This window comes from Pseudomonadales bacterium (genome assembly GCA_041395665.1).
In the GTDB taxonomy this organism is placed as follows: Bacteria; Pseudomonadota; Gammaproteobacteria; order Pseudomonadales; family UBA7239; genus UBA7239.
Genome location: JAWLAB010000002.1, coordinates 373,488 through 397,671 on the forward strand (window position 1 = coordinate 373,488; position 24,184 = coordinate 397,671).

A 24,184-nucleotide genomic window follows, 5' to 3' on the forward strand; every position below is an offset into this window, starting at 1 on the left:
TTAGCGATACTGCGACACGCGCTGCACTTCGCTCTCTATCCACTGCTCGGCGCGCGTCATCAGCGTTTTGCTGTCACAGCCATCGGGCAGCAGCGGCGCGCCAATAACAACAGTCACTACGCCTGGATATTTAACAAATTGTTTTCCCGGCCAACATTCACCGGCATTGTGCGCCACCGGCAACAACGGCACTTGCGCTTTGATGGCGAGGTCCGCGCCACTGCGCGCATAGCGTCCGACTTTGCCGACTGGTGTGCGCGTGCCTTCAGGAAAAATCAGCACACAAATACCTTCAGCCAAGCGCGCGCGCCCTGCTTCGATAATGTATTTCAAGGCTTCTCGCTGCGCGCTGCGATCAATTGCAATCGGTTTAACGGTTGCCAAACCCCAGCCAAACACGGGGATTTTTAATAACTCTTTTTTCAAAATTGTGCATACCGGAGTAAACGGCAACTGTAGAAAAAAAGTCTCCCACTGGCTTTGATGTTTCGCCACCACCACATAAGGGCGCGCAGGAATATTTTCCAAACCTTCCACGCGATAACGCACACCGCACACGATGCGCAACCACACAATCACACCTCGATTCCACAAGTTAATGTAGTAAATACAAGCGCGATAACCCAACCATCTCACGAACAAAGCGGCTGTGGTGGCAATAAAGGCCGTCAACAATCCGTAACCAATATAAAAAATCAGTGAGCGCAACGCACAAAACAAGCGGAAAGCACCGCTGACTTTTGGCGAAAAATCAGGCGCATCAGAAGCTGGTGTTTTCTCAATACTCATCGTCTAGCCATTCCTGCACGATGTCGCGCGGCGTTTGCGCAATTAAAAAATCTGCCGCTTCGCTTAAATTATCGAAAACTTCTACGCCTTCAAATTCGTCGCTGTCGTCTTCCAGCATTTTCTTTTCCGTTTTTTCACCTTTGCCGGTGCGCACCAACACAGGAATACAACCGCGCGCCACGCCCGCTTGCAAATCGCGCAGGCTGTCACCAATGACGAAAGAACCCTCCAAATCACAACCCAAAGTATTGGCAATTTGATCAAACAAACCCGATTGCGGTTTGCGACAATCGCACAAATCTTCTGGTTTGTGCGGACACCACGCGATGGTGGCGATATCGCCGCCGGCATCGCGCACTAAATCCAACAAATGTTCGTGCATGACATCTAAGGCATCTTCGGTAATTAAACCGCGACCAATGCCCGATTGATTGGTGGCTACCGCAATTACAAAACCGTGTTCATACAAACGCGCGATGGCTTCGATGCTGCCATCAATCGGAATCCATTCGTCCGGTGTTTTGACAAAGGTATCAGAATCTTCGTTGATGACGCCATCGCGATCGAGTATGACTAATTTCATTTTTTATCCGGCACTAATTGTGAAATATCGGCCACTTGCAAAAACAGCGCTTGCAACTGCGCCAGTAGCGCCAAGCGATTACTGCGCAGCGCAGCGTCTTCTGCCATCACCATCACGCCATCAAAAAACGCATCCACCGGCTCGCGCAAATCCGCCAGCGCTGCCAGTGTTTGTGTGTAATTTTTACTGGCAAACAATGGTGCAACCAATGCTGTTTTTTCTGCTAACGCAGCCGCCAACACTTTTTCAGCATCTTCTTGTAACAAAGCTGCATTCACACTCGACGCAATGGAAACACCATCAGCCGATTTGCTGAGAATATTCGATACCCGTTTATTCGCCGCCGCCAAACTCGCGGCTTGTGGCAACTGGGTAAAGCTGTGCACTGCCAGAGCGCGCTGATAAATATCCAAAGGTACGGATAACTGTTTAGCTGCAACGGCATTAAAAGTTTCGGTGGCGATTTGTTCATCCAAACAAATACCGCGCAATCGTTCCAGCATGTAATCCAATACTTTTTCTTCGACATCCGCTGTTTTGAATGGCACAGCAAAGTTTTTACGCGCCTGCGTAATTAATGCACGCAAATCCAAATTTAATTCGCGTTTCAATAAAATATTGAGCGCACCAATACTGGCGCGACGCAGTGCGAACGGGTCTTTCGAACCGGTGGGGATTTGTCCGATACCAAAAATGCCTACCAAAGTATCCAAGCGATCTGCCAGCGCCACCGCGCAACCCGTCAGCGTTTGCGGCACAGCATCGCCGGCAAATTTTGGCAAGTATTGCTCACGCATCGCGGCAGCCACTTCATCCGGCTCACCATCGTGTTTAGCGTAATAACTGCCTGCGATACCCTGCATGGTGTCAAATTCTTGCACCATGTTGGACACCAAATCGCATTTGCTGAGCTGACCGGCACGCGCAGCCCAGTCACGATTGCCGCCAATTTGTTCTGCAATAAACTCTGCCAACGCAGCCACGCGCTCGCTTTTATCAAACAACGAACCCAATTCTGCTTGGAACACGATTGTTTTTAATTTTTCACAGCGATCAGCCAACGCTGTTTTCAAATCGGTATTGAAAAAGAAAGCGGCATCCGATAAGCGCGGACGAATCACGCGCTCATTGCCATCGATTACTTTAGCGGCATCTTTGCTTTCAATATTTGCCACAGTGATGAAATGTGGCAGCAACTTGCCCTGCGCGTCCACCACATGAAAATATTTTTGATGCTCGCTCATGGATGAAATCAAGGCTTCTTGCGGCACTTCCAAGAAACGCTCTTCAAATTTTCCCGCCAACGCAACCGGCCATTCCACCAACGCGGTGACTTCATCCAGCAATTCGCGCTCGATAACGGCTTTGCCGCCCAAGTTCTCTGCTACTTTTTCTACTTGCGCGACAATTTTTTTGCGGCGATTGGCAAAACAGGCTTCGACAAAATGATCGCGCAATAACTGCTGATAATCAGCAGGCGTAGCTATCGATAAATCGCCCGCCGCATGAAAGCGATGCCCGCGCGTGATGCGCCCTGCTTTTTGCGCCAAAATTTCGCAATCAATCACATCACTGCCGTACAACATCACCAACCAATGCACAGGGCGCACAAACTCCACACGCCGCGAACCCCAGCGCATGCGTTTAGGAATTGGCAATTCTTGCAGCGCTTTTTCTACCATCGCCGGCAGCAGCTCGACTGCACTGCGACCTTTTTCCAGCGCGCGAAAAACCAAGCGTTCACCTTTATCGGAAGGCGCGCGCTCTAGTTGCTCTACCGTAACACCATTGCTTTTGGCAAAACCCGCCGCCGCTGGTGTCGGTTTGCCATCCGCTGCAAAAGCCTGTGCCACAAACGGCCCTTGCTTTTCTACCGCGCGATCCGCTTGCGTAGCCGACAACGCAACTACGCGCGCAGCCAAGCGGCGCGGTGCAGCAAACAATTGCGACGCCTGTTTGTCGTAACGAAGTCCAGCGGCATCCAATTCGCGATACAGCGTTAACGCAAAACTTTTTAACAGTTCTTTTAAAGCTTTCGGCGGCAATTCTTCTGTGCCAATTTCCACCAAAAAATCTTGTGCGAGAGGAGCGTTAGACATCACAGATCTCCCTTTTGTTGTGCAGCGCGCGCTATCACTTCATCGCGCAATGCAGCGGGTGCGAGTGGAAACTGCAACGCCAATCGCGCATCGAAATACGCTTGTGCGACAGCGCGCGCCAAAGTGCGTACGCGCAAAATATAGCGCTGCCTTTCTGTCACAGAAATCGCGTGGCGCGCATCCAGCAAATTAAATGCGTGCGAGGCTTTCATCACCATTTCATACGCAGGTAATGGCAAGCATTTTTCCATCAAGCGATTAGATTCGCGCTCGTAGGTATCGAAACATTGAAACAAGAAATCGACATTGGCTTCTTCAAAATTGAAATGTGACATCTCCACTTCGTTTTGATGAAACACATCGCCGTAAGTGACTGGCTTGCCATTGGGCCCCAGCGTCCACACCAAATCAAAAATCGAATCCACGCCCTGCAAATACATCGCAATGCGTTCCAAACCGTAAGTGATTTCGCCAGTGACAGGAAAACATTCCAAACCGCCGACTTGTTGAAAGTAAGTGAACTGCGTAACTTCCATGCCGTTCAGCCATACTTCCCAACCCAAGCCCCAAGCGCCGAGTGTAGGCGATTCCCAGTTGTCTTCCACGAAACGCACATCGTGCACGGTGGTGTCGATACCGAGCGCCGTCAGCGAATCGAGATACAACTGCTGGATGTTGTCGGGCGATGGCTTCAACACCACCTGAAACTGATAGTAGTGCTGCAAGCGGTTGGGGTTTTCACCATAGCGACCATCCGCAGGACGGCGGCAGGGCTGCACATAGGCGGCGTTCCAAGTTTCAGGGCCGATGGCGCGCAAAAAAGTGGCGGGGTGAAAAGTGCCCGCACCCACCTCCATATCCAGCGGCTGCAAAATCACGCAACCTTGGCGCGCCCAGTATTGTTGCAGGGCGAGTATCAGCCCTTGGAAGGTGGAAACATCAACAGAGGAAGAGCTCACGACAGTGACATCCGCTACATTTTTAAGGAAGCGCGCATTATACAGGCATAAAAAAAGCCGCCTGTGGAGGCGGCTTCTTCTGGCTGAGCAGCGTATTAGATAGCTTGTACGTTGCTAGCTTGTGGGCCTTTTTGGCCTTGAGTCACTTCGAAGCTGACGCGTTGGCCTTCAGCCAAAGTTTTGAAGCCTGAGCCTTGGATAGCGCTGAAGTGTACGAACACATCTTTGCCATTGTCTTGCTCGATGAAGCCGAAGCCTTTGCTTTCGTTGAACCACTTAACTTTGCCAGTAGCTTGGTTAGACATTTTATTACTCCCGGGTCTTGCCCAGATAAATGAAGATAATCCGCAAAGCGGACGGTTTATCTGAAAATCCAGCACTTACTCGGGAAGAAACCAAGCGGTACTACTGCTGACAAGCGATGTTGCTAACGAGCCTTCGGTATTTCTGTGTAACTGTAGTTTTTCAGTCGTTCCAGTGTATGCAGTTGACATCGGATGTAAAGCGTTTTTTCCAGCGCCGTTGCTCAGTTCTTCGCTTCGTTCCCTTCCAGCTCAGAGCCTACGCGGTAGATATCGTCCAACTGCTCTTTGCCGGTGATGCATACATTCAAATCTTTTAGCCAACCGTTGCGCAGCGAGTAGATCCAGCCGTGTACCGCCAACTCCTGACCGCGATCCCAAGCATCTTGCACGATGGTGGTATGGCAGACATTGTTGACCTGCTCCACCACATTCAACTCACAAAACAAATTAACGCGCTGCTCTTCATCTTCAATGGCATCTAATTTTTCATGGTGTTGGCGATAAATATCTTTGATGTTGCGCAGCCAGTTATCAATCAAACCAAATTTTTGATTGCTCATCGCTGCACGCACACCGCCGCAACCGTAATGCCCTACCACCATCACATGTTTTACTTTCAACACTTCTACGGCGTATTGCAACACTGACAAGCAATTGAGATCGGTATGCACCACCACATTTGCCACATTGCGATGCACAAATACTTCACCCGGCATCAAACCGACAATTTCATTCGCTGGCACACGCGAATCGGAACAACCTATCCACAAATATTCTGGCGACTGCTGCTCAGACAACTTACCAAAAAAATCGGGATGGATTTTCTTGATGGACTCCGCCCACTGACGATTATTCTCAAAAAGATTGGGTAACAACTTCATAATGGTTCTCCCGTTAACAACTGCAAGACCGCAGTAATTCTTTCTTCACGCTGTTCGATACTATTCGCGCGAATGGTGATATGACCAACTTTTCGCAGCGGCTTTTCTGATTTTCCGTAAAAATGCACATGTACTTGCGGCAAGCGCAACACGGCATCCAGCACAGGCAGCGTGCCAATAATATTCACCATCGCTGGAAAACCCACGCAGCTTGTTTCACCCAAGGGTAGGCCAGCCACAGCGCGCACATGGTTTTCAAATTGCGATGTTTCTGCGCCTTCTATCGTCCAATGCCCTGAATTATGTACACGAGGCGCAAATTCATTCACGACCAATGCACCATCGACATCAAACAATTCCAAACACAACACACCGACATAATCCAAATCATCCAGCAAGCGTTTAGCAATCGCTTCTGCTTTTTTTTGTAATGGATCAGCTAGCAGTGCGCGTGAAGTAAAAAGAATACCGTCACGATGCACATTTTCTGATAATGGATAAAAAACGCAGTCGCCATTTTTGGCACGTGCCGCGATGATGGACACCTCGCGTTGAAAGCGCACAAAGCCTTCCAGAATTAACGGCTTGCCGCCGAGTGTTTGCCACGCAGCAGCAATATCGGCTTCGCCGCGTAATACAAATTGCCCTTTGCCGTCATAACCAAAGCGACGCGTTTTCAAAATAGCAGGCAAGCCCAACTGCGCAACTGCAGTGCGTAAATCCGCTTCACTGTCTACAGCAACATACGGTGCAGTTGGAATGTCTAACGAAGCAAAATGTTGTTTTTCGTGCAGACGATCTTGACTGACTTCCAAGGCGCGCAACGGCGGATACACCGGCACTTGTGCAGCGAGTGTTTTCAACACCGCGCTGGGCACATTTTCAAATTCGTAAGTACAAACATCCACCGCGCTGACGAGTTGCGCCAGTGCAGCGGCATCTTCATAGGGCGCGCAGAGATGGTTGCCGATCAAACCTGCACAGGCTGTTGCTTCCGGCTCCCAAAAAACAGGCTCCAACGCCAAGGGCAATCCAGCAACGCCCAGCATGCGACCCAATTGACCGCCACCCAACACGCCTACTTTCATGCGGGGTGCCGCGGATCAGGATGGGCGAGGACTTTGTCCGTCTGCTTCTGGCGATATTGTTCGTAAGCGGTGCGATATTCAGGGTATTGGTTGCCGAGCATGGCACAGGCAAGCAGTGCGGCATTGATGGCACCCGCTTTGCCAATCGCCATCGTACCCACAGGTACGCCCGCAGGCATTTGCACAATAGAAAGCAGCGAATCCACGCCATTCAGTGTTTTGGATTGCACTGGCACACCGAGTACGGGCAGCTGTGTTTTAGAGGCTGCCATACCAGGCAAATGTGCTGCACCGCCTGCTCCAGCGATGATGATGGCCAAGCCGCGCTCGGCAGCCGCAGCGGCATAGCTGAATAATTTATCGGGCGTGCGATGTGCCGATACCACTTCCACTTCGTGGGGAATGCCGAGTTCCTTGAGCGTTTCTGCGGTGTGCTGCAGCGTATCCCAGTCACTGCTGGAACCCATGATGACACCGACAAGAGGAGTATTTGCGTTCATCGCCTAAAACCGTGGCAGAAAGGCGGCACAGTTTACCGCAAGGGGTAAACTCCCGTAACCTTCAGGCAACAGCGCGATCACACCAGCCGAGAGGGAAATCATGAGCGAAGCACAGCACGACACACAGCGCAGCATCCGCGCCATCGAACAACATATCGAAAAAATTGCCACTCACCCGTTGATTGTCAAACCGCCCTCTACCTGGCGCGAGTTGCTGCTGCAATTTTTGAAAGGAGCGGCGTTTGGTTTAGGTAGCGTGGCTGGTGCGGGGATTATTTTGTCGCTGATTGTTTTTTTATTGTCACAAATTCAATTTGTGCCCATCTTGGGCGAGTTCATCAAAGATATTTTGGCGCAGATACAACCGCCGACGCATTGATCAAAATGCATGTTTTTTCTGGAAACGCTTGCGAAAAATCAATTGCACAAATGACCAAAAAGAACGTGGATTGCGATACGCGCGGATCTGCGAAGCACTACGATTGAAATAATTCACAGGAATTTCAATCACACGCAGGCGTTTATCCAAGCAAGCAATCATCATCTCGGCAGAAAACTCTGGCCCACGCGCCGATAACTCAGGCGCAATGGCATCCCAAGTGCTGCGCCAAAAAACGCGCAGCGTGCAGCCTGCATCGGTAAACCGAGCCTCACGATCCCACCACAACATTTCCACCAGCTTACCTAGTGCGGTATGCGCCATGCGCAATAAGCCGCGCATCGTGGAATCCTGCTCAATCAACTGTCGCGTGGTGCGCGTGCCGATCACCATGTCAGCATCACACAAGTAAGCAAACAGTTTGCTGATGTCGCGTGCAGAAAAAGAATAATCCGCTTCCGTCAACGCAATTATATCGGCCTGCACATTTTTTATGGCGTAATGCAATTTCTCACCATAACGCACACAGCCAGTAGGGCAGAGAATGGCAGATACGCCCATCGTTTGCACGACAGATAACAACAAATTTTGCTCAGGCAGCACCACGAAAATTTCATCAAATACTGATAGCTCACGGTATCGCTCTATCGTAAAAGCAATATTTTCTTCGTCACCTTCCGCATAAATCAGCAGCGCTTTTCGACTGCTTGCAAAATGCACATTGCGATCGTGATAACGCGCTAAAGCCAAGGAGTCGCGATCATTGATGTTCACATAAGTGCCTGTTAGAGAAAAAGCTTGTCCGCGCTCACCCGCTTGCAATAGATCATTCAGTAGAGTGACAAAATCTACTGTAGAAGATTTTTGGTACGCTTGTTCAATACAAGGGAAAATCTTTGGCGAACAGATAAAAGTTCCCGTTCCCATTGCATCATTACTCACTACCACGGGTTTTTCTTGCAATTGTTGCAAGACGCCATTGCATGCAATCAACGCATAATTTTTGCGAATCAACTCCGCATCATCCACTTTCATACTTGCGCAAGTGAATAAAGCCTCGCGCCAAGGCACAGCCAATAACTCCGCATGATTCGCACTGAGGTAGCATTCATCGCACAACATGATACAAAAATGTGTAGCAATATATTGCCGTGATAACAAAACCGACCACGCCCAACCTTTGTCGAGATCCGTGTTCTCTACATAATGCAGATGCACATGAAAACGAGAACCATCACCCAAATGCTGACAAATTTGCTCACCGAGATGACCAATCACAATCACAATATTTTTGATTGCTAAGTCATCTCGCATGATGGCAATGATGCGCTCAATATTCGGCATACCATTGATGGCTAACAATGCTTTATGTTGATTTTCTGTATACGGCGCGGCGCGCGAACCTTTGCCCGCAGCGGGAATCAGTCCCCATAGAGGTTCAGGCGCATCACTCATTGGGCCGCTTCCTTAACCGATAAAACAACAACCAAAAAATAAACTTGAGCGTTTCCGCACCGTGCGACATTTTTGACGCACCGCACTGACGCGGTGAAAAATTGACAGGAACTTCTGCAATCACAATATCGCGCTGCGCCAAGCCAACAGCCAACTCCAACACTTGTTCAAAGCCGTCGCGCTGCAAATAAATCCCTTGCATACTCTCGCGCCGTAAAGCTTTACAGCCTGTATACAAATCTGTCACCTGTTGCCGAAACAACACATTAAATAAACCAGAAATAATTTTATTGCCCAACCATTTAAACCAAGGCATACCCGCACTTACCGCTGAAGATTTACCCAGTAAGCGGCTGGCATACACAGCCTGAGATTTTTCCAAAGCCATCAACAAATCAGGAATGCACTCCGGTGGATATTCACCATCTGCATCCAATACTAGCCAACGATCAGTAATCGCGGCAGCCATACCACTGCGCAAAGACGCACCGTAACCGCGATTACTTCCATGTCGAACCAGAGAAATGTTTTGGACCGCCGCCAAAAAATCGGCGCTGCCATCGGTCGAGGCGTTATCAACAAAAATTAAATGCAGGGCATCAAAAACAGGTAACGCAGAGAGGCGCTGCAATAACGGCTGCAAGTTTTCTCTCTCGTTATAGACAGGAATAATCACATCCGCTGTTTTTGTCATGCTGTTTTATCGCACTCCGTCACTCAGCATCCGGCACACGCAATGATTTCATACCTGCATGCAAACGGAATAAATGTCCTTGCAGACGAGAACCTTTGCGCTGCGCCACACCCACGGCTAAAACATCCATGACCGTCAGATGCGCAATACGCGACGACAGCGGCGTATAAATTTCCAGTTCCTCCTCCACATCAATACACAGAGGAATGCTCGCCGCTTCCGCAATCGGCGTTCCCGATGGCGCCATACCGATGACGGTGGCACCGACATCTTTTACCAATTCAATAATATCCAGCAGTGAACGCGTGCGGCCACTTTGCGAAATTGCCACGACTACATCGCCTTTTTGCAATGACAAAGCCGACATGGTTTGGATGTGTGTGTCCGCGTAAGCAGCGGCAGCCAATTGCAACCGAAAGAAACGGTGCTGTGCATCAGCAGCAACGGCAGCCGAAGCGCCGTAACCGTAAAACTCCACACGGTTAGCATTCGTCAATGCTGTAATTGCTTTGCTCAAATTAGCGGCATTCAAGCCATCACGCACTTTTAACAGCGTATCAATCGTGGCATCAAAAATTTTATGGCTGAAATCAGCAACGGAATCAGAATCGGTCACCGCCACGCGCCCGAACCGCTGACTCAAGGCCAACTCTTGCGCTAATGCCAACTTAAACTCTTGAAAACCGTCGCAACCAACGGCGCGACAAAAACGTACCACTGTTGGCTCGCTGACATCCGCCTGCGCCGCCAAATCTACGATGCGCATATTGATCACATCACTTAAATTGTTTTGCACATAATCGGCAACTTTGCGTTCTGATTTTCGCATCGCTTTGCTGTTTTCGCGGATGCGCTCTGTCAATGTCGTCAACTTCATGGCTTGTTTTTCTCCCAGATTGTCAGGAAGCATCGCGTCGACCCACAGTTATTCAACACTGGATGGTAGTCCTGCTGCAACAGCGTATCCAATACCTCAAATCGATAACGCTCTCCGAAAAATGAAGCTTGAGGCGCTGTGTAGGTATTAATAAAAAATCGAGGTGGATTCTGGTGAATTTTATCAAGAAACTGTTGGCGAGCCTGCTGCACAACGGGATGGCTTTCATTCACGAGTAGTTGGCGATATGTCATATAGGGCGTTGCCAGTGTAGCTTTGGCCAATAACATCCCTCGCATGACAGGACCACCTTCGTCGATAGGCTGCACGACATCCCCAGCATTAAGATGCATTTGTAAAAATTGTGCAATATCGTCAGATGAATCTCTGTTTTGAGAAAATTTATTTTTCTGCCACTCTGCAAAATTTTCTTGTACGCTTGAGCCATTGGGCGGCCACATTTTTCCATACATGATCCAAATAAATAATATCAAAGCCATGGAAGATGAAACTACTCCTCGCATGCCTGACTTAGTTGAAGGCACTAACAGCAAACAAAAACACAACAATGCAAAATATCGAAAGGGCATCCAATGATAATTCCAGTATTTATTCGCCAATACTGGATACAACCAATACACAACCGTCATTGCTAACAAAATTTTTATATATACCCTCTGCTCCGCCTTCTTATCTATTTGAGAAAATGCCCAACCCAAGCCCAAACAAGCAGGAATACCCCAATCTAAAAAAGCCATCAATAAGTGTGCGGAAATGTTGCTAAATTGCCAAAACAAAGGTGATGCCGTTATATTTCCGCCACCCAAATCAGTGGGTATATTTTGATTTACCCAATCAGACAAAGATGTTTGCGCCAGCATCGCCCACAGATCACTCCGTATCCCATCGTCCCGCATATACACCAACATATTCTGCGAAAGCATATCTATAAAAGCTACGAGCCCATTTTGGCTATACAACCAAAAGACCAAAGCTGCGAAGATGAATAACAATCCAGAAATTGCCCAGAAAGTGTCAACAAGAACCGATTTTGCATTTAGATATTTATCACCACTTCTTTGGGCAAAATACGCACAAGCAACCACCGGCGCGCCGATAATTAGGTGGGGCTTAATGGATGTGGCAAGTCCAAATAAAGCGCCTATCAAAAACAATTTCCACGCGCACCTATTTTTTATATTTATAGCCAACACAAGCGCCAACACTACGGGCAAAATACCTACATAGTCGCGCTGCAATGACATTGCAGGTCCATAGCTAAAATAAACTGCCATCCATGCAGTAACGCATACTGCAACTATACGAAGTCCAAATGGACGAACGAGGAATCCAGTCGCAACGCACATCAAAGAAAGCCAAAAAGAATCAGCAAAATGAAAGGCAATGTCGCTATAGCCCAAGCTGCGTCCAATCGCCATATGAAAAAGAATAGAACCAGGAAATGCTGGGTCTAATACATCTTTATAAGGGGTAAAGCTTCTTTCATCTATTAACCACGCCATATAATGCAGGAGGCTGACCTCTTCCCGCATCGGCGTCAGCCAAATAAACATCGCATAGTAAAGAACGCGCAGAGATAGCCAGACGCACAAACCACTTATTAGCCATCCATAAATATTCCACCAGCTTTTTTTGCACCCTGCATGTGAACTTTGCCATGGATATTTCATAGAGAGCGAACGCTAAGCGTGCAAATTTAAACTAGCGACTAATTTTTGATGCAAGCCACCAAAGCCGCCATTGCTCATAATCAAAATATGTGTAGCACCTGCACTAGCTGCCAACTCTTTTACCAGTTGATCAATATCGTCTACCACTCGTGCTGGCGCACGACATTGCGCTGCAACATCCGACAGCGCCCAATCCACATTTTTAGGCTGATAAAAAACCACTTCGTCTGCCACATCTAGCGCAGGAGCAATTTGTTCGCGAAACACACCCATGCGCATAGTATTTGAGCGCGGTTCTAATACAGCGATAATTTTTTCTTTACCGACGCGTTCACGCAAACCATTCAGCGTCGTAGTAATAGCGGTTGGGTGATGCGCAAAATCATCGTAAACACGCACACCCTTCACATCGCACAATAATTCTAATCGTCGCTTCACACCAGCAAACGCGCTCAATGCAGCACAAGCAACATTAGGTGCAACACCGACATGCCGCGCAGCTGCAATAGCCGCCAAGGCATTACTAACATTATGTTCACCGCTGTGCTGCCACTGCACTTCGCCGACTACCTCACCCTGTAGCAACACCGAAAAATGCGATCCATCACTGAGCAATTTTTTCGCAGACCAATCACCACCTTCACCTATTTTTTGTGAAGGTGTCCAGCAGCCCATCGCCAACACATTATCCAATGCATCACAACCCTGCGGTGAAATCACCAAGCCATTTTGTGGAATTGTGCGCACTAAATGATGAAATTGTTTTTGGATTGCGCTCAAATCATCAAAAATATCAGCGTGATCAAATTCCAAATTATTTAAGATCGCGGTACGAGGTCGATAGTGAATAAATTTGCTGCGCTTATCAAAAAATGCGCTGTCGTATTCATCCGCTTCGATAACAAAAAAATCACTCTCGCCTAGGCGAGCTGATACAGGAAAACACTGCGGCACGCCGCCGATTAAAAATCCGGGCTTCATGCCTGCGTAATCCAACACCCAAGCCAGCATGGTTGCCGTGGTGGTTTTACCGTGCGTGCCCGCCGCCGCCAGCACCCAGCGCCCTTGCAACACATGATCACACAGCCACTGCGGGCCCGATGTGTAGGGCAACCCAGCATCCAACATGTATTCCACACAAGGATTGCCACGACTCATGGCGTTGCCGACGATGATTAAATCTGGCGCTGGTTGCAGCTGCGCGGGATCGTAGCCCTCGGTGAGTGCAATGCCCTGCTGCTGCAATTGCGTGCTCATGGGCGGGTAGACATTGGCATCCGAGCCGGTCACGGTGTGACCTAACTCACGCGCCAACATGGCGAGGCTGCCCATGAAGGTGCCACAAATGCCGAGAAAATGAAGATGCATACAGCTTGTTCCACAAAATAGTCAAAGAATTCTAGCAGCTTGCCGCGCACAAGAATGGAAGTGCTGACGCTACTCGCGCTTGTGGTTACACTTCCACGATTCTGCACCGCGCCCCATACATCGAGGAGCAACACTTTGTCTTCTTCAATACGCTTCAAATTTCTACTGGCTACTACGGCTGTTATTGGCCTGCTACTGGGCAATACGCTCTTTAGTAAAACGCCGCCGCCAAAATCCCTAGAGCGCCCCAATTTTTTATTGGTTATCACCGATGACCAATCTTGGAAGCACACTTCATTTGCTGGCTATCCAGCCGTCAGCACCCCCAATTTTGATCGCCTCGCCAGCGAAGGTGTTTACTTTCGCAATGCCTACGCCAGCGCACCCACTTGCACTGCATCGCGCTCAGCCATTTTGACTGGGCAACATTTTTGGCGTTTAGGGTCTGCTGGACAATTATGGGGAGAGTTTCCCTCATCGCTAACTACCTATCAGCAAATTTTAGAAAAAAATGGCTACAAAATTGGCTACACCGGTAAAGGCTGGGGACCTGGCAAAGCATTACTAGGCAACCCAGCAGGCCCTGCGTATAACCAAATTAGAAGTAATGCACGACCTGAGTACACGCAGTTCGACATGCTCAATAACTTCAAGCAATTTCTTGATGAAAAAAAACCGGATCAGCCATTTTCTTTTTGGATTTCACCCACCGAACCTCATCGCGAATTTCAAACAGGCATTGGCGCAAAAAGTGGGGAAATAAAATTAGATAAAATTATCGTGCCACCATTTCTCCCTGATGTTCCAACGGTGCGTAATGACATTGCGGACTACCTCTACGAGATTCAATATTTTGATAAACAACTGGGCGATATTTTGCAATTATTGGAATCGCGCGGTGAGTTGGATAACACTGTCATTGTTTACACCTCTGATAACGGCATGCCGTTTCCACGCTCAAAAAGCACCAACTATGAATACGGTACGCACGAACCCTTTGCTGTGCGCTGGGGCGATGCTGTTACCGAGCATCGAGACATAACCGACTTTATTAGCCTGACAGATATCGCTCCTACATTTCTTGATCTCGCAGGCATTACACCGCCTGCCGCAATGACTGGACGCAGCTTTCGCAAACAATTATTTGCCGAAAAATCTGGGCGCATTGATAAAAATCGCGATAGTGCGTTTTCTGGTTTTGAGCGCCACATTGGCGGCGCGCGTCTAGAACGACGCGGCTATCCTTCTCGCGCTATTCATGCAGATAAATTTCTCTATATTGCCAACTTGGCACCCGATCGCTGGCCTGCCGGGCGACCACCAAACTTGGCAGATATTGATGACGGATCCCCGAGTAAAGTAACCATTGCAGACCGCGCGCAATACGAAAAATTCTGGCGCTTAGCAGCAGATAAACGCCCCGCAGAAGAACTGTACGCCATTGATCGCGATCCTTATCAATTAAATAACCTTGCTAACAACCCAGAATTTAAAGCGATCAAAGAATCTTTGAAACAACGCTTACAGCAAGAGATGCAGCAAACGGGAGATCCGAAAGCAGGCCGTTGGCGGTAAGGGCGCAGACTTTGACGGCTACCACATTTATCACGGCAAGGATAGCGAATGAACACGCCGTCGAGACCTCACCTGTGGCGCCTTATTACGTGGCTGCACCTGTTTGTTTTGTTATGGGCATCGGCCGCATATTCGGATTTAGTCACTCACAGCCCCATTGCTCGTATGCGAATAACTACGACATGATTCGCCTGACCTGCCATCAAATTTGGCCTGCCGATAAGTTTGTTGATATTACCAATAAAGCACAATACTTTCAATTCGACGCTATTCATTGAATAAGCACGTCAATACGCCTTGCTTTCCCAGCTCAGATGTGTTTACCAGTATCGGAATAAAGGTTAGCAAAACTTAAAAATCATTTCACTGATGAAACACTGGTTTCCATTAATATTGGCCTTGTGAAAGCCATTTTTCTTTCTGTGACTATTTTATTAGCCAGTCTATTTTTTTCTATCGGAACGCGATATCCCGCATTACTAACCAATGCCGCTGTAAATCACTGCAGTCATTTTGTCAGACCCAAAGCATCACTGTATATGAGCACTTTCTACACAGAATTCTCTGCGGTGTACTTTTTGTATTGGCATTAATTTTAGTGGTGTAGTAACTTGAGCGCTAGCAATACCAGTTACGGCTTCATGGGTGCTTTTAATAAGGACTGCTGGGCTTAAGCTTTTCTAAACAACAATACATGCCTTGGCTCTGTGCGTATTGCTGTGCTTGCTATATCAATTATGCTCTCTCAAGAAACGCTGGAGCATTATTCCCGCCTTACTGCTGTGCACAACACTTCCTCTGATATTGCAGGCGGCCAATTGGTATACGCCTCGCAATGCATCCATGGTTCACTAATAATATTAACTTTTACTGGTTCACTGCTGGCAGTTTCTGGCTACGAAATCACCTTAAGAAATTTCTGACCTGCCAAAAAGCTGTAAAGTAATGGCGGAAAGAATGGCTACGATGCAGCGCTACAAAAAACACACGCCTGTCCAGAGTTAGATGCGCCCACCGACGACTGCAGCAAACTGAACGCATTGATTAACCAGCCCACCGCATTTGGGCTGCTTGCCATTAAAGTTCTCCGACAACAAAAAACTGGGTATTTGATTTACATGTGGCCAAGTTGAAAAAGGGCGTTACGCGCCTGTTGCGCACTATCAAAGAACGCACTGGGCAGCGCATTGAAAATCCGCCAACTACAGTTTTTTGCGGCCCTCCTGTAATGGTCATCCTGATTGCTCTCGTCTTGCTTGTGATTCGCAACAAGACGCTCACAAAATAACAATAAAATTTCTTCTATCAGCCAGCTACTTTCGATCATCTGTCACAAAGTATTTATTATTTTTTATGTCATCTTCCAAAGCGGCACGGTAAACGCTGCGAAAAATTTATGTTATTTTGCTATTTCTACTAGTACACTCATACCGGCCACTGTGTATCTCATCATGCCCAGCAAAAAACTAACAGAATAGCTATTGAGTATACCTTTTTAGATACGATGGTAATGTGTATCGAAAAAATACCAGTAGCGTTGCACTCGTGGACAACCAAAGCACAATCATCCAGCCCGTTGCAAACCGCTGTTCAGGAATAATGGCAACACTTTCTGCCAACTTTCAGCAGCAAAAAATGTAACTGGCAATGCCCACCTTCGTTCTGAACCAGAAAGCAACACAACCTAAACAGCATTATCGCAACGATAAAGAATGCAAACGCATTTATCACCAATAACCAAGGCGCCCACTGACGCACACTGCTTGGTGTAATTTTCCTGCGGCATCAATATGCCGTGTTATCTATCACCCCGTTCTAATTCCGCGCCCCACATAGAAAAAATCACCTGCTTCGCGACCGAACTTGAAGTCACATCCTCTGCGTAAGGAGTGCGCCCAATATTCACATCGTATAGCCAGTCTTTGTTGTTGTACCCGTAACAAAGTAGCGTGGGAGGTTTTTCCGATATAAAAAACTGCTTCTTTGCAAATAGCATGGTCGTCTTCATGCAGCAGTTGCCGATTGATTGTTTTAGGCTTTGGCGACCACCAACCAACACTAAAGTAAATGTCTGGCGTCCCTTAGCGGCAGCACCGCAAGACAGTATCACCACTCCCCCCCTTTTCTGAGTAACAACATTGAGGTTATCCGCCGTTTGCTGCCCATTAGGCGACATTGCCACATCACCTTCCCATGCTAAATTTGAAAACCAATCCGCTTTAATATCGCCGACATTCTCGAGGTATTAGCGCACCAAGTAACTTCCGGCATCGGAATAAATATAGGTTTTATTTTCATATGTTCCCAAATAAAGCGAATACACTCGGAGATAACACATAAGACTTCTCTATGTTTACCTTATCAAGCCCCCCAAAATCCCCACCTGTGATTCGCAGTGTTGCGGATACCAAAAATACCCATTCCTCGGCATCACAGTATCAAAACCCAATAAAAGGCGCATTAAGATGCACCATCCCACTCGTTTTGCGTGTCCTGCTGTAAATAACTGAATGTCCCATAAACGTGCATAACAAAAAACTGTGTCGCCTGGAATCAATGCAACCAACAACAAAAGCTCTTTCCACTGCCGACCTTTATGGAATAGCCAAGAAAAATACCAGCACAAAACAAAACAGGATAAAGATAGAACGCTCGCACCCATGCAGAAAACCCTAGAAAAATACCCGCCAGTAGCAGCAATCCAGACTTGCCGTGTTCTGACCCTTTATGGAGTTTACAGAGAACCAGCAGACCCAAACCAAACAACAGCATTACCGCTGAAGGTGGGTCGGACAGCGTGATAAAAATTGTTGGTCACAAAAATACTGCATGCACTAGCAAACTCATCAGCAATAAGTCATGACTTTTTTGCGCTGACAGGCTTGATGCTGTTTCAATAAAGCGCCACCATACATATGCGCACAAAGAACACTAAAGCGCAAATGCTACACTGAAGAATTACAATACTCTCAGCCTTTTTCATCGAAGCACATTGGCAGGCTGAACCAAAGATAGTCTCCGACGGGAGCGCAAGTCTGCCATATCACGAATATTTTCGGCGCATTCGTAGCTTCCGTAACTCAACCGTCGGCATCACAGCATTGTGGTGATGCATCAAATAAAGTTGTCATAGCGCCTATCTCTGTGCGTCACTGCCGGGTAATATTTTTTACACACTTCCGTTGCATTCAATGGTGGCTGGCAAATCACCATCAGCTGATTGGTTATCTTCCACGAAACTTGATCACAATGACGCCATTAATTACATCCACTGAGCCCTCATAGGCTACGATGGCATCATCTTTGCCTTGTTCAATTACAGACAAGCGCTCTTCACCGGGTTGCAGCGCGATGTTTCACAATACCCATCGTTTTAAATAAGCCTTCCGTGCGCCCAACATCGCCAACAGCCCTTATAAAAAGAAGCACCAACCACTTCTCGCTGTGTGAAGATGGGTGTTTCTGGATATTCAATCCATCCAACCAGCTCCATGGGATACGAGGCGTTAGGGTCATTCACTGGAGCAATTTTTGGCAACACCTTAGCAATTTGCTGTTGAATTTTGGTGGAACAACTCACGATCTGCCTACCACCATATGGTTTGAAAAATGCGTAACGTTATTCGCCACGCAAAAATTGTATAGAGAACGGGCACCAACGGTTGAAGTAGCGCAGCGATAGACGCACTACATTGCTGCGCACACCCATCCATAAAAAACACAAGCCCTGCTAGCACTTGTGGAACACCAGTACGGTACGAGGCGGCATATAGCCATTGTTTCGCCGCTATCATCGCCATCGGAGCGGCAATGGCTGCGCAACAACAACAACAATGCCAATACACGAAATCCCCATGCCACAGGCGCACAAATGATGCGGAACAATGTCGCCAGACAGGTGCAGCAAACAAAAGTTTCAAACTAACCAAGGATTATACAGGTAGTAATCTTTTTCCGCCCGTATAACGTAGTAGTTTTGCCGCAATAAGGTTTTTCTAAAGCCTCGATTAAATAGCTCTTTGTGAATTGATAGTTCTATAAAATTGTAATGTAACCAAGAATCAAACGGCCATTGATTGTAATGCAACACCAACAATTTATTAATCAGGACGATCGCAACATACCCGACAATAACTGCTGCTACAAAATGAATAGCGTAGACAATTAAGCATCTCAATTTCCTTGCATCGGATGCAATAATCAAAGAAACAATAAACAAGGAAAAAATAGCAGCCAATAATGGCAGTATGGCTTGATAGATGGCTATGCTAAAACAGAAACATACTGCAGCAGCTATTGTTGTCGACCATACTCTTTTTTGTTAGCAGGTACATACCAAAGCCAGATACCGCGAAAGCAATACCAAGCCATGTAGCGTTGTGAAATAAAACGCAAAGTAAATAACTGGGCCGTGATAGAAACGGCGCGGCGACATAATCTGCCGCCACTGCGTACTGGCGATAAAGTAATACACAAAATACTGCGCCAACCACGGCACCAGCCACGGCTATCGAGTATAGGAATAATAGGCATAACCGCATCAGGCAACAGCAATGCACCTCAGCACATACATTCCCCAGCGCCCTGCTTGACCAACCGCCTTTTTGCGCCGAATTCAGCGTGGTTTTCTGAATCTGGTCCAGAGAATGTAAAAATATCGCCAGCGTGACCAACACACCAATACACAGAGGAGTAAAAACCTAGTCAGCTTTGTTATTGACTATACCCTGAGACAAGCACTCAAAACCAGTAAAGCCACAGCCGGCAATTTTATCAACGCTGCATCTCATTGTTTTAAATCAGACATACTTCTTCCGCCGCTGTATGCACAGCTATTTATATCTTGATTAACAAATGCAAAAATCGTTGTAATTACGAATATAGTCTTCAGCGCTGTAATGTAAATACCAACAACAGCATCTGCAGAATATTTGTACTGAATACCCCAAGTCCTTGCCGTAAAAATACACCTTGATTAGGTCTCTGTAATAAAAACTCTATGCGTTTTCACATCGTCTCCTTACGACACTGACACTACCTTTGCTAGATTAAAAACTGATGGCAAGATCTTGTGGGCGTGCTCACCGCGTGTTTTCTGCGCTCGGCACATCAAACACCATAAAGTAACGATTCACAGGAAAAGGAATATGTTGTTTAAACTCACCTGCGTTAAATTACCGCGTAAATCAGTAACGAGTGGCATGGTGTCTGGCGTTACACCTTTGACGTGGTTTCACGCACACCCGGCTTATCTGTATCCGCAAATGCAGCGCCGACATCAGTTGTTTTGGCGAATTGTCTTCCAATGCCTGTAATAACAATACGCGCAGGATTTCCAACAACAATCGCATTCGCCGGCACTGAGCGCGTTACCACAGAGCCCGCGCCAATCATGGCGTGTTGGCCAATGGTGAGCCTGGCAAAATAGTGGCATTTGCGCCAATGGATTACCACGACTAATCACTGTGCGCGGGAATTTTTCTGGATATTGTTTACTGCGCGGAAACGGATCGTTGAGCAAAAAGTGGCATTAGGGCCGATAAAAACATCGTCTTCAACAGTAATGCCATCCCAGCTGCACGCCACATTTCGGTAACACGATCGCCAGAATTACATCATTCGTAAAAACATGATCACAAATATTGCAGCTCACTGCCCAATCTCGCGCCAGGCAGTACATGCGCAAAGCCCAAATAACGAGCCTTTGCCAATGTTATTGCTATCACGAAAATACCTTGTGCATGAACAAAATAATCCACGGAATCCCCTCTTATAGTTCTTTATCTGCGGGTAGGTGTTATCGCGCTTTTTCCTGTAAAGACTCTGCACATCACAACGGATATCGGTCTACCTTGCGTGTTGGCATAAGCGCGCCCGCACATACGCACCGAGCAATCCAATACCTTGCGGTATTCAGTGCGCCAAAAAACAACACGATCAACACTGTAGCGGTATAACCTGGCACCTCTACTACCCAACCTGTTACTTTCAATAGAAGAACTAGCATACCAAAAGTACAGAGAACAATACCTGCACCCACCAAAATCAAAACAACTTTAATGGCAAATCCGAAAGAAAAATGCTGTATTAATAATTGGTTTTCTTGAATGTCCACGCACTGACGCCGTGTCGTTCTCGCGTTGATGAGCGACGGTTTTGCGACGAAATCCCTAGCAAAACAACAAGCCAAATCAGCGGGCTGGTAGATTCATCCAAGGACAATAACTCGTTTGCCAGAAACTGGCGGTTGCAGCCAAACATATCAACGCCGCCAGTAGAACTTCTTTAATAATAAATTTGCGATAAACCCACCAAAAAATTTCGGATGACCAGCGACTGCGTAGCGGGTCATTGCGCGCATCACGCGTACCCACCACCACATCTGCCTCATCCGCTTCCAGCAGCTGAAAAAATTCTAACGCCAACTCCGGCGGCTCCTGTAAATCTGCTGCCATCACAGCAAAATAATTACCACTCGCCACTTGCATACCTGCGCGAATAGCGGCGAATGAGCCGTAATTGCGCGAATGCAGCAATAACTGCGAAGTAAAAGGCATTTCTGGCAGTCGTTCACGCAAAATGCTGTAGCAATTGTCAGGACTGCCATCCACCACCATCACCACTTCCAGCTTATCCGCCAACTTAGTGTTCATATCGGACAAAACAGCTAACAAATCAGGAATGGATCCTTCATTTTTATAAACCGGAATGATGAGCGAGTACATCAGACAATCCAGCTATTAATGCATTGCGCAACCACATCCACTTCATCCAATGTCAGCTCTGGATAACACGGCAACGTCAAAATTTCATCGCGCAGTTTTTCACTGACGAGCAAAGAAACGGTGGCATACGCTGCACGAGCCGCAGGCTGATGGTAGTCCACTACCGGATAGTGAATATCGCTGGCGATATCATGATCGTGTAAATGTTTTTTCAGTGCATCACGTTGCGCAGTGCGAATAACATACAAATGTGCTACATGATCAACACTGGTAATGCTCGGGACTCGTACTGCTTTGTGTTGAATTTTTTCTGCATAACGCTTGGCGATTGCGCGGCGTTTTTCATTCCAACCATCAAGCAGTGGCAATTTTACGGACAGCAGTGCTGCCTGCATTTCATCTAAACGACTATTGCGCGCACCGCTATCAGCGACTGTGTATTTCATTGTCCAGCCATACTGCCGCAAGCTCCGCACGCGCGCCGCCAATTCAGCCTTGGATGTCACCACTGCGCCACCATCACCCAACGCGCCTAAATTTTTTGTTGGGAAAAAACTGAAGGCGGCAATATCACCAAAACTACCTGCGCGTTTACCGTTTGCTGCTTGTGCACCGTGCGACTGCGCGCAATCTTCAATTAAAGCAATGCCATGTTTTTTGGCTAACGCACACAGCGGATCCATATCCGCCAGCTGACCGAACAAATGCGTGACAATGATTGCTTTAGTTTTTGGCGTGATGGCTGCTGCCGCGCAATCAGGATCCATTAAAAAGTTTTTTTCCAACACATCCACATACACGGGCTTTGCACCGATGGCACGAATCGCCGTGCTGGAATAAAAACCCGCATTGGCAACCGTTATCACTTCATCATTGCAATCCACACCTACGGTGCGCAGCGCCAACTCAATGGCTTCGGTGCCATTAGCAACACCAATAGCGTCTGCCACACCGCAATACGCAGCGAAAGATTTTTCAAATGCGGTGACTTCTGGTCCCATGGCATACCAGCCGCTATCAATAACCCGCCCTGCTGCGTTGTGCAGTTCGGCTGCAATGGCGCTGTTGTGCAAAGAAAGATCGTTAATTTTGTTGATGCTCATTCTTCTGCTTCCTGAATCATCTGTTTTATTAAATTATTTTTTCTTGAAAATAAAATAGCCCATCGGTGTCACCATATCATTAGGCGTCATCTCTCCGATCGTGCTCATATAAGCATTGGCAATAAATGCAAACTGCTGGATCGTGTCTGGCGCCAAGCCTTCCATTAATAAATGCTGGTTTACATAGTGACGATAGCCCTTTTCCGTCATCTCCACATTGTTGTAATCCATGATTTCAAAACCAGCCTCTATGCCAACTTTTCGCATTTCATGAATATCAAAGACATATTTGTCTTCCATTTTTCTAGGCGCTCACGATTATCGCCTATCCATTTTCCTTTCATGATGTGACGCGTCATGCGATTGATACGCTGATCATCTTTCTCGCTTAAAACACCCCATTCAGTGCGCCGCTCAATGCGACGCATCAAATCACCGACAAAAGCAATGATAATTTTCCCTTGCAAAACCGGCTCATAAAAAATCGCCTGGCCGCCTGGGCGCAATAATTTACTGAGCTTTTTGAATAATTTTTTGATAATCAATAAAGTGATGCAGAACACTGTGGCCTACAACCAAATCAAAACTGTTATCGCGAAACGGTAAAAAATTGGCATCACAGGCGTAATAGCGAACAGGCACGCCATCTGTACCAACCACTCCTGCCGCTTTCTGCAAAAACTTCGTAGAAATATCGCAGGCACTGACCGACATAAAAGGAAAACGGTGCGACAACCCCCAAGTGAGCTGGCCTGTACCAGAACCAATTTCTAACACATCACCTTTAACCGATTGGTGGCGGTCAAATACTTGCTTCCAATCGTGTGCAACTTTTTCACGGCGCTCATCGTCAATATTGTGATGGTCATCGTAATCAATGGCTTCTAAATGCGTGAATAAAGAGGGATCTTTTAATAGCTGAGGAACGCCATCTTCCGTGACCAAATACTCTTCACCGCATGACTGGCAGCACAGTATCGTCAGTCCATCGCGACTAACACGCTTCACACTGCCCGTTTCGCAGCGCGGGCAAGCAAGGATGGTCAACAGATACGATTTATGCGAGCTCATTAAGCATTCCAAATTATTTTTATCATTCACTACAACCGTCGA

General features: G+C 47.3%; 25 protein-coding genes and 1 pseudogene. 2 read left to right on the forward strand and 24 right to left on the reverse strand.

What is annotated here, in order from left to right; all coding sequences use genetic code 11:
* From R3E63_04345 to purE, 8 genes are all read right to left on the reverse strand, one after another.
* Positions 1-789: a lysophospholipid acyltransferase family protein gene (locus R3E63_04345; protein MEZ5539184.1), complete on the reverse strand. Its 789-nt coding sequence runs from the start codon at positions 787-789 to the stop codon at positions 1-3.
* Positions 779-1,372, reverse strand: a complete 594-nt coding sequence (gmhB, locus tag R3E63_04350) for a D-glycero-beta-D-manno-heptose 1,7-bisphosphate 7-phosphatase (protein ID MEZ5539185.1) — start codon at positions 1,370-1,372, stop codon at positions 779-781. The genes R3E63_04345 and gmhB overlap by 11 nt, the downstream gene beginning before the upstream one ends.
* Positions 1,369-3,471 carry a glycine--tRNA ligase subunit beta gene (gene glyS, locus R3E63_04355; GenBank protein ID MEZ5539186.1) on the reverse strand — a complete coding sequence of 701 codons (2,103 nt, stop codon included), beginning with the start codon at positions 3,469-3,471 and terminating at the stop codon, positions 1,369-1,371. The genes gmhB and glyS overlap by 4 nt, the downstream gene beginning before the upstream one ends.
* Positions 3,471-4,430: a glycine--tRNA ligase subunit alpha gene (gene glyQ, locus R3E63_04360; protein ID MEZ5539187.1), complete on the reverse strand. Its 960-nt coding sequence runs from the start codon at positions 4,428-4,430 to the stop codon at positions 3,471-3,473. The genes glyS and glyQ overlap by 1 nt, the downstream gene beginning before the upstream one ends.
* 95 nt (positions 4,431-4,525) lie before the next feature.
* Complete coding sequence (locus R3E63_04365; GenBank protein ID MEZ5539188.1) at positions 4,526-4,735, reverse strand: cold-shock protein; 210 nt, start codon at positions 4,733-4,735, stop codon at positions 4,526-4,528.
* Positions 4,736-4,956: 221 nt separating this feature from the next.
* Complete coding sequence (gene can, locus R3E63_04370) at positions 4,957-5,616, reverse strand: carbonate dehydratase (GenBank protein ID MEZ5539189.1); 660 nt, start codon at positions 5,614-5,616, stop codon at positions 4,957-4,959.
* Positions 5,613-6,704: a 5-(carboxyamino)imidazole ribonucleotide synthase gene (locus R3E63_04375; GenBank protein MEZ5539190.1), complete on the reverse strand. Its 1,092-nt coding sequence runs from the start codon at positions 6,702-6,704 to the stop codon at positions 5,613-5,615. The genes can and R3E63_04375 overlap by 4 nt, the downstream gene beginning before the upstream one ends.
* Positions 6,701-7,204 (reverse strand): 5-(carboxyamino)imidazole ribonucleotide mutase, encoded by a 504-nt coding sequence (gene purE / locus R3E63_04380; GenBank protein MEZ5539191.1) that lies wholly within the window; start codon positions 7,202-7,204, stop codon positions 6,701-6,703. The genes R3E63_04375 and purE overlap by 4 nt, the downstream gene beginning before the upstream one ends.
* Positions 7,205-7,304: 100 nt before the next feature.
* On the opposite strand from purE, the gene R3E63_04385 reads away from it, so the two are divergent.
* The gene (locus R3E63_04385; GenBank protein MEZ5539192.1) at positions 7,305-7,583 is read left to right on the forward strand and encodes a DUF5665 domain-containing protein; all 279 of its coding nucleotides are present in this window, start codon (positions 7,305-7,307) and stop codon (positions 7,581-7,583) included.
* Here the strand turns inward: R3E63_04385 and R3E63_04390 are convergent, their stop codons facing one another.
* The 5 genes from R3E63_04390 to mpl are packed head-to-tail and all read right to left on the reverse strand — an operon-like array spanning position 7,584 to position 13,668.
* Positions 7,584-9,038: an NTP transferase domain-containing protein gene (locus tag R3E63_04390; protein MEZ5539193.1), complete on the reverse strand. Its 1,455-nt coding sequence runs from the start codon at positions 9,036-9,038 to the stop codon at positions 7,584-7,586.
* On the reverse strand, positions 9,031-9,732 hold the full coding sequence (locus R3E63_04395) for a glycosyltransferase family 2 protein (GenBank protein MEZ5539194.1): 702 nt from the start codon (positions 9,730-9,732) through the stop codon (positions 9,031-9,033). Before R3E63_04395 ends, R3E63_04390 begins: the two co-directional genes overlap by 8 nt.
* A 19-nt stretch (positions 9,733-9,751) precedes the next feature.
* The gene (locus tag R3E63_04400; GenBank protein MEZ5539195.1) at positions 9,752-10,609 is read right to left on the reverse strand and encodes an SIS domain-containing protein; all 858 of its coding nucleotides are present in this window, start codon (positions 10,607-10,609) and stop codon (positions 9,752-9,754) included.
* The gene (locus R3E63_04405; protein MEZ5539196.1) at positions 10,606-12,300 is read right to left on the reverse strand and encodes a hypothetical protein; all 1,695 of its coding nucleotides are present in this window, start codon (positions 12,298-12,300) and stop codon (positions 10,606-10,608) included. Before R3E63_04405 ends, R3E63_04400 begins: the two co-directional genes overlap by 4 nt.
* Before the next feature lie 12 nt (positions 12,301-12,312).
* A complete protein-coding gene (gene mpl / locus R3E63_04410) occupies positions 12,313-13,668 on the reverse strand; it encodes a UDP-N-acetylmuramate:L-alanyl-gamma-D-glutamyl-meso-diaminopimelate ligase (GenBank protein ID MEZ5539197.1) in 1,356 nt (451 codons plus the stop codon).
* A 135-nt stretch (positions 13,669-13,803) separates the two neighbouring features.
* Between mpl and R3E63_04415 the strand changes: the two genes are divergently transcribed.
* On the forward strand, positions 13,804-15,243 hold the full coding sequence (locus R3E63_04415; GenBank protein MEZ5539198.1) for a sulfatase: 1,440 nt from the start codon (positions 13,804-13,806) through the stop codon (positions 15,241-15,243).
* Positions 15,244-15,389: 146 nt separating this feature from the next.
* Here R3E63_04415 and R3E63_04420 read toward each other — a convergent pair whose 3' ends face one another.
* From R3E63_04420 to R3E63_04470, 11 genes and pseudogenes are all read right to left on the reverse strand, one after another.
* Positions 15,390-15,518 (reverse strand): hypothetical protein, encoded by a 129-nt coding sequence (locus tag R3E63_04420; GenBank protein MEZ5539199.1) that lies wholly within the window; start codon positions 15,516-15,518, stop codon positions 15,390-15,392.
* Positions 15,519-17,041: 1,523 nt separating this feature from the next.
* Positions 17,042-17,425, reverse strand: a complete 384-nt coding sequence (locus R3E63_04425; protein MEZ5539200.1) for a hypothetical protein — start codon at positions 17,423-17,425, stop codon at positions 17,042-17,044.
* Between the two features lie 1,191 nt (positions 17,426-18,616).
* Entirely contained in the window at positions 18,617-18,823 is a 207-nt protein-coding gene (locus R3E63_04430; GenBank protein ID MEZ5539201.1) for a hypothetical protein, read from the reverse strand.
* A 713-nt stretch (positions 18,824-19,536) separates the two neighbouring features.
* Positions 19,537-19,776, reverse strand: a complete 240-nt coding sequence (locus R3E63_04435) for a hypothetical protein (protein ID MEZ5539202.1) — start codon at positions 19,774-19,776, stop codon at positions 19,537-19,539.
* Between the two features lie 786 nt (positions 19,777-20,562).
* Positions 20,563-20,687 (reverse strand): annotated as a pseudogene (locus R3E63_04440) (isomerase).
* A gap of 386 nt (positions 20,688-21,073) precedes the next feature.
* Positions 21,074-21,358 carry a hypothetical protein gene (locus R3E63_04445; GenBank protein MEZ5539203.1) on the reverse strand — a complete coding sequence of 95 codons (285 nt, stop codon included), beginning with the start codon at positions 21,356-21,358 and terminating at the stop codon, positions 21,074-21,076.
* A 76-nt stretch (positions 21,359-21,434) separates the two neighbouring features.
* Positions 21,435-21,968: a glycosyltransferase gene (locus R3E63_04450; protein ID MEZ5539204.1), complete on the reverse strand. Its 534-nt coding sequence runs from the start codon at positions 21,966-21,968 to the stop codon at positions 21,435-21,437.
* Positions 21,968-23,071 carry a DegT/DnrJ/EryC1/StrS family aminotransferase gene (locus R3E63_04455; GenBank protein MEZ5539205.1) on the reverse strand — a complete coding sequence of 368 codons (1,104 nt, stop codon included), beginning with the start codon at positions 23,069-23,071 and terminating at the stop codon, positions 21,968-21,970. The genes R3E63_04450 and R3E63_04455 overlap by 1 nt, the downstream gene beginning before the upstream one ends.
* A gap of 33 nt (positions 23,072-23,104) precedes the next feature.
* On the reverse strand, positions 23,105-23,338 hold the full coding sequence (locus R3E63_04460) for a hypothetical protein (protein ID MEZ5539206.1): 234 nt from the start codon (positions 23,336-23,338) through the stop codon (positions 23,105-23,107).
* Positions 23,320-23,538, reverse strand: coding sequence for a hypothetical protein (locus tag R3E63_04465; GenBank protein ID MEZ5539207.1), 219 nt, complete (start codon positions 23,536-23,538; stop codon positions 23,320-23,322). The genes R3E63_04460 and R3E63_04465 overlap by 19 nt, the downstream gene beginning before the upstream one ends.
* A gap of 43 nt (positions 23,539-23,581) precedes the next feature.
* Positions 23,582-24,142 (reverse strand): methyltransferase domain-containing protein, encoded by a 561-nt coding sequence (locus R3E63_04470; protein ID MEZ5539208.1) that lies wholly within the window; start codon positions 24,140-24,142, stop codon positions 23,582-23,584.
* Positions 24,143-24,184: the final 42 nt, after the last annotated feature.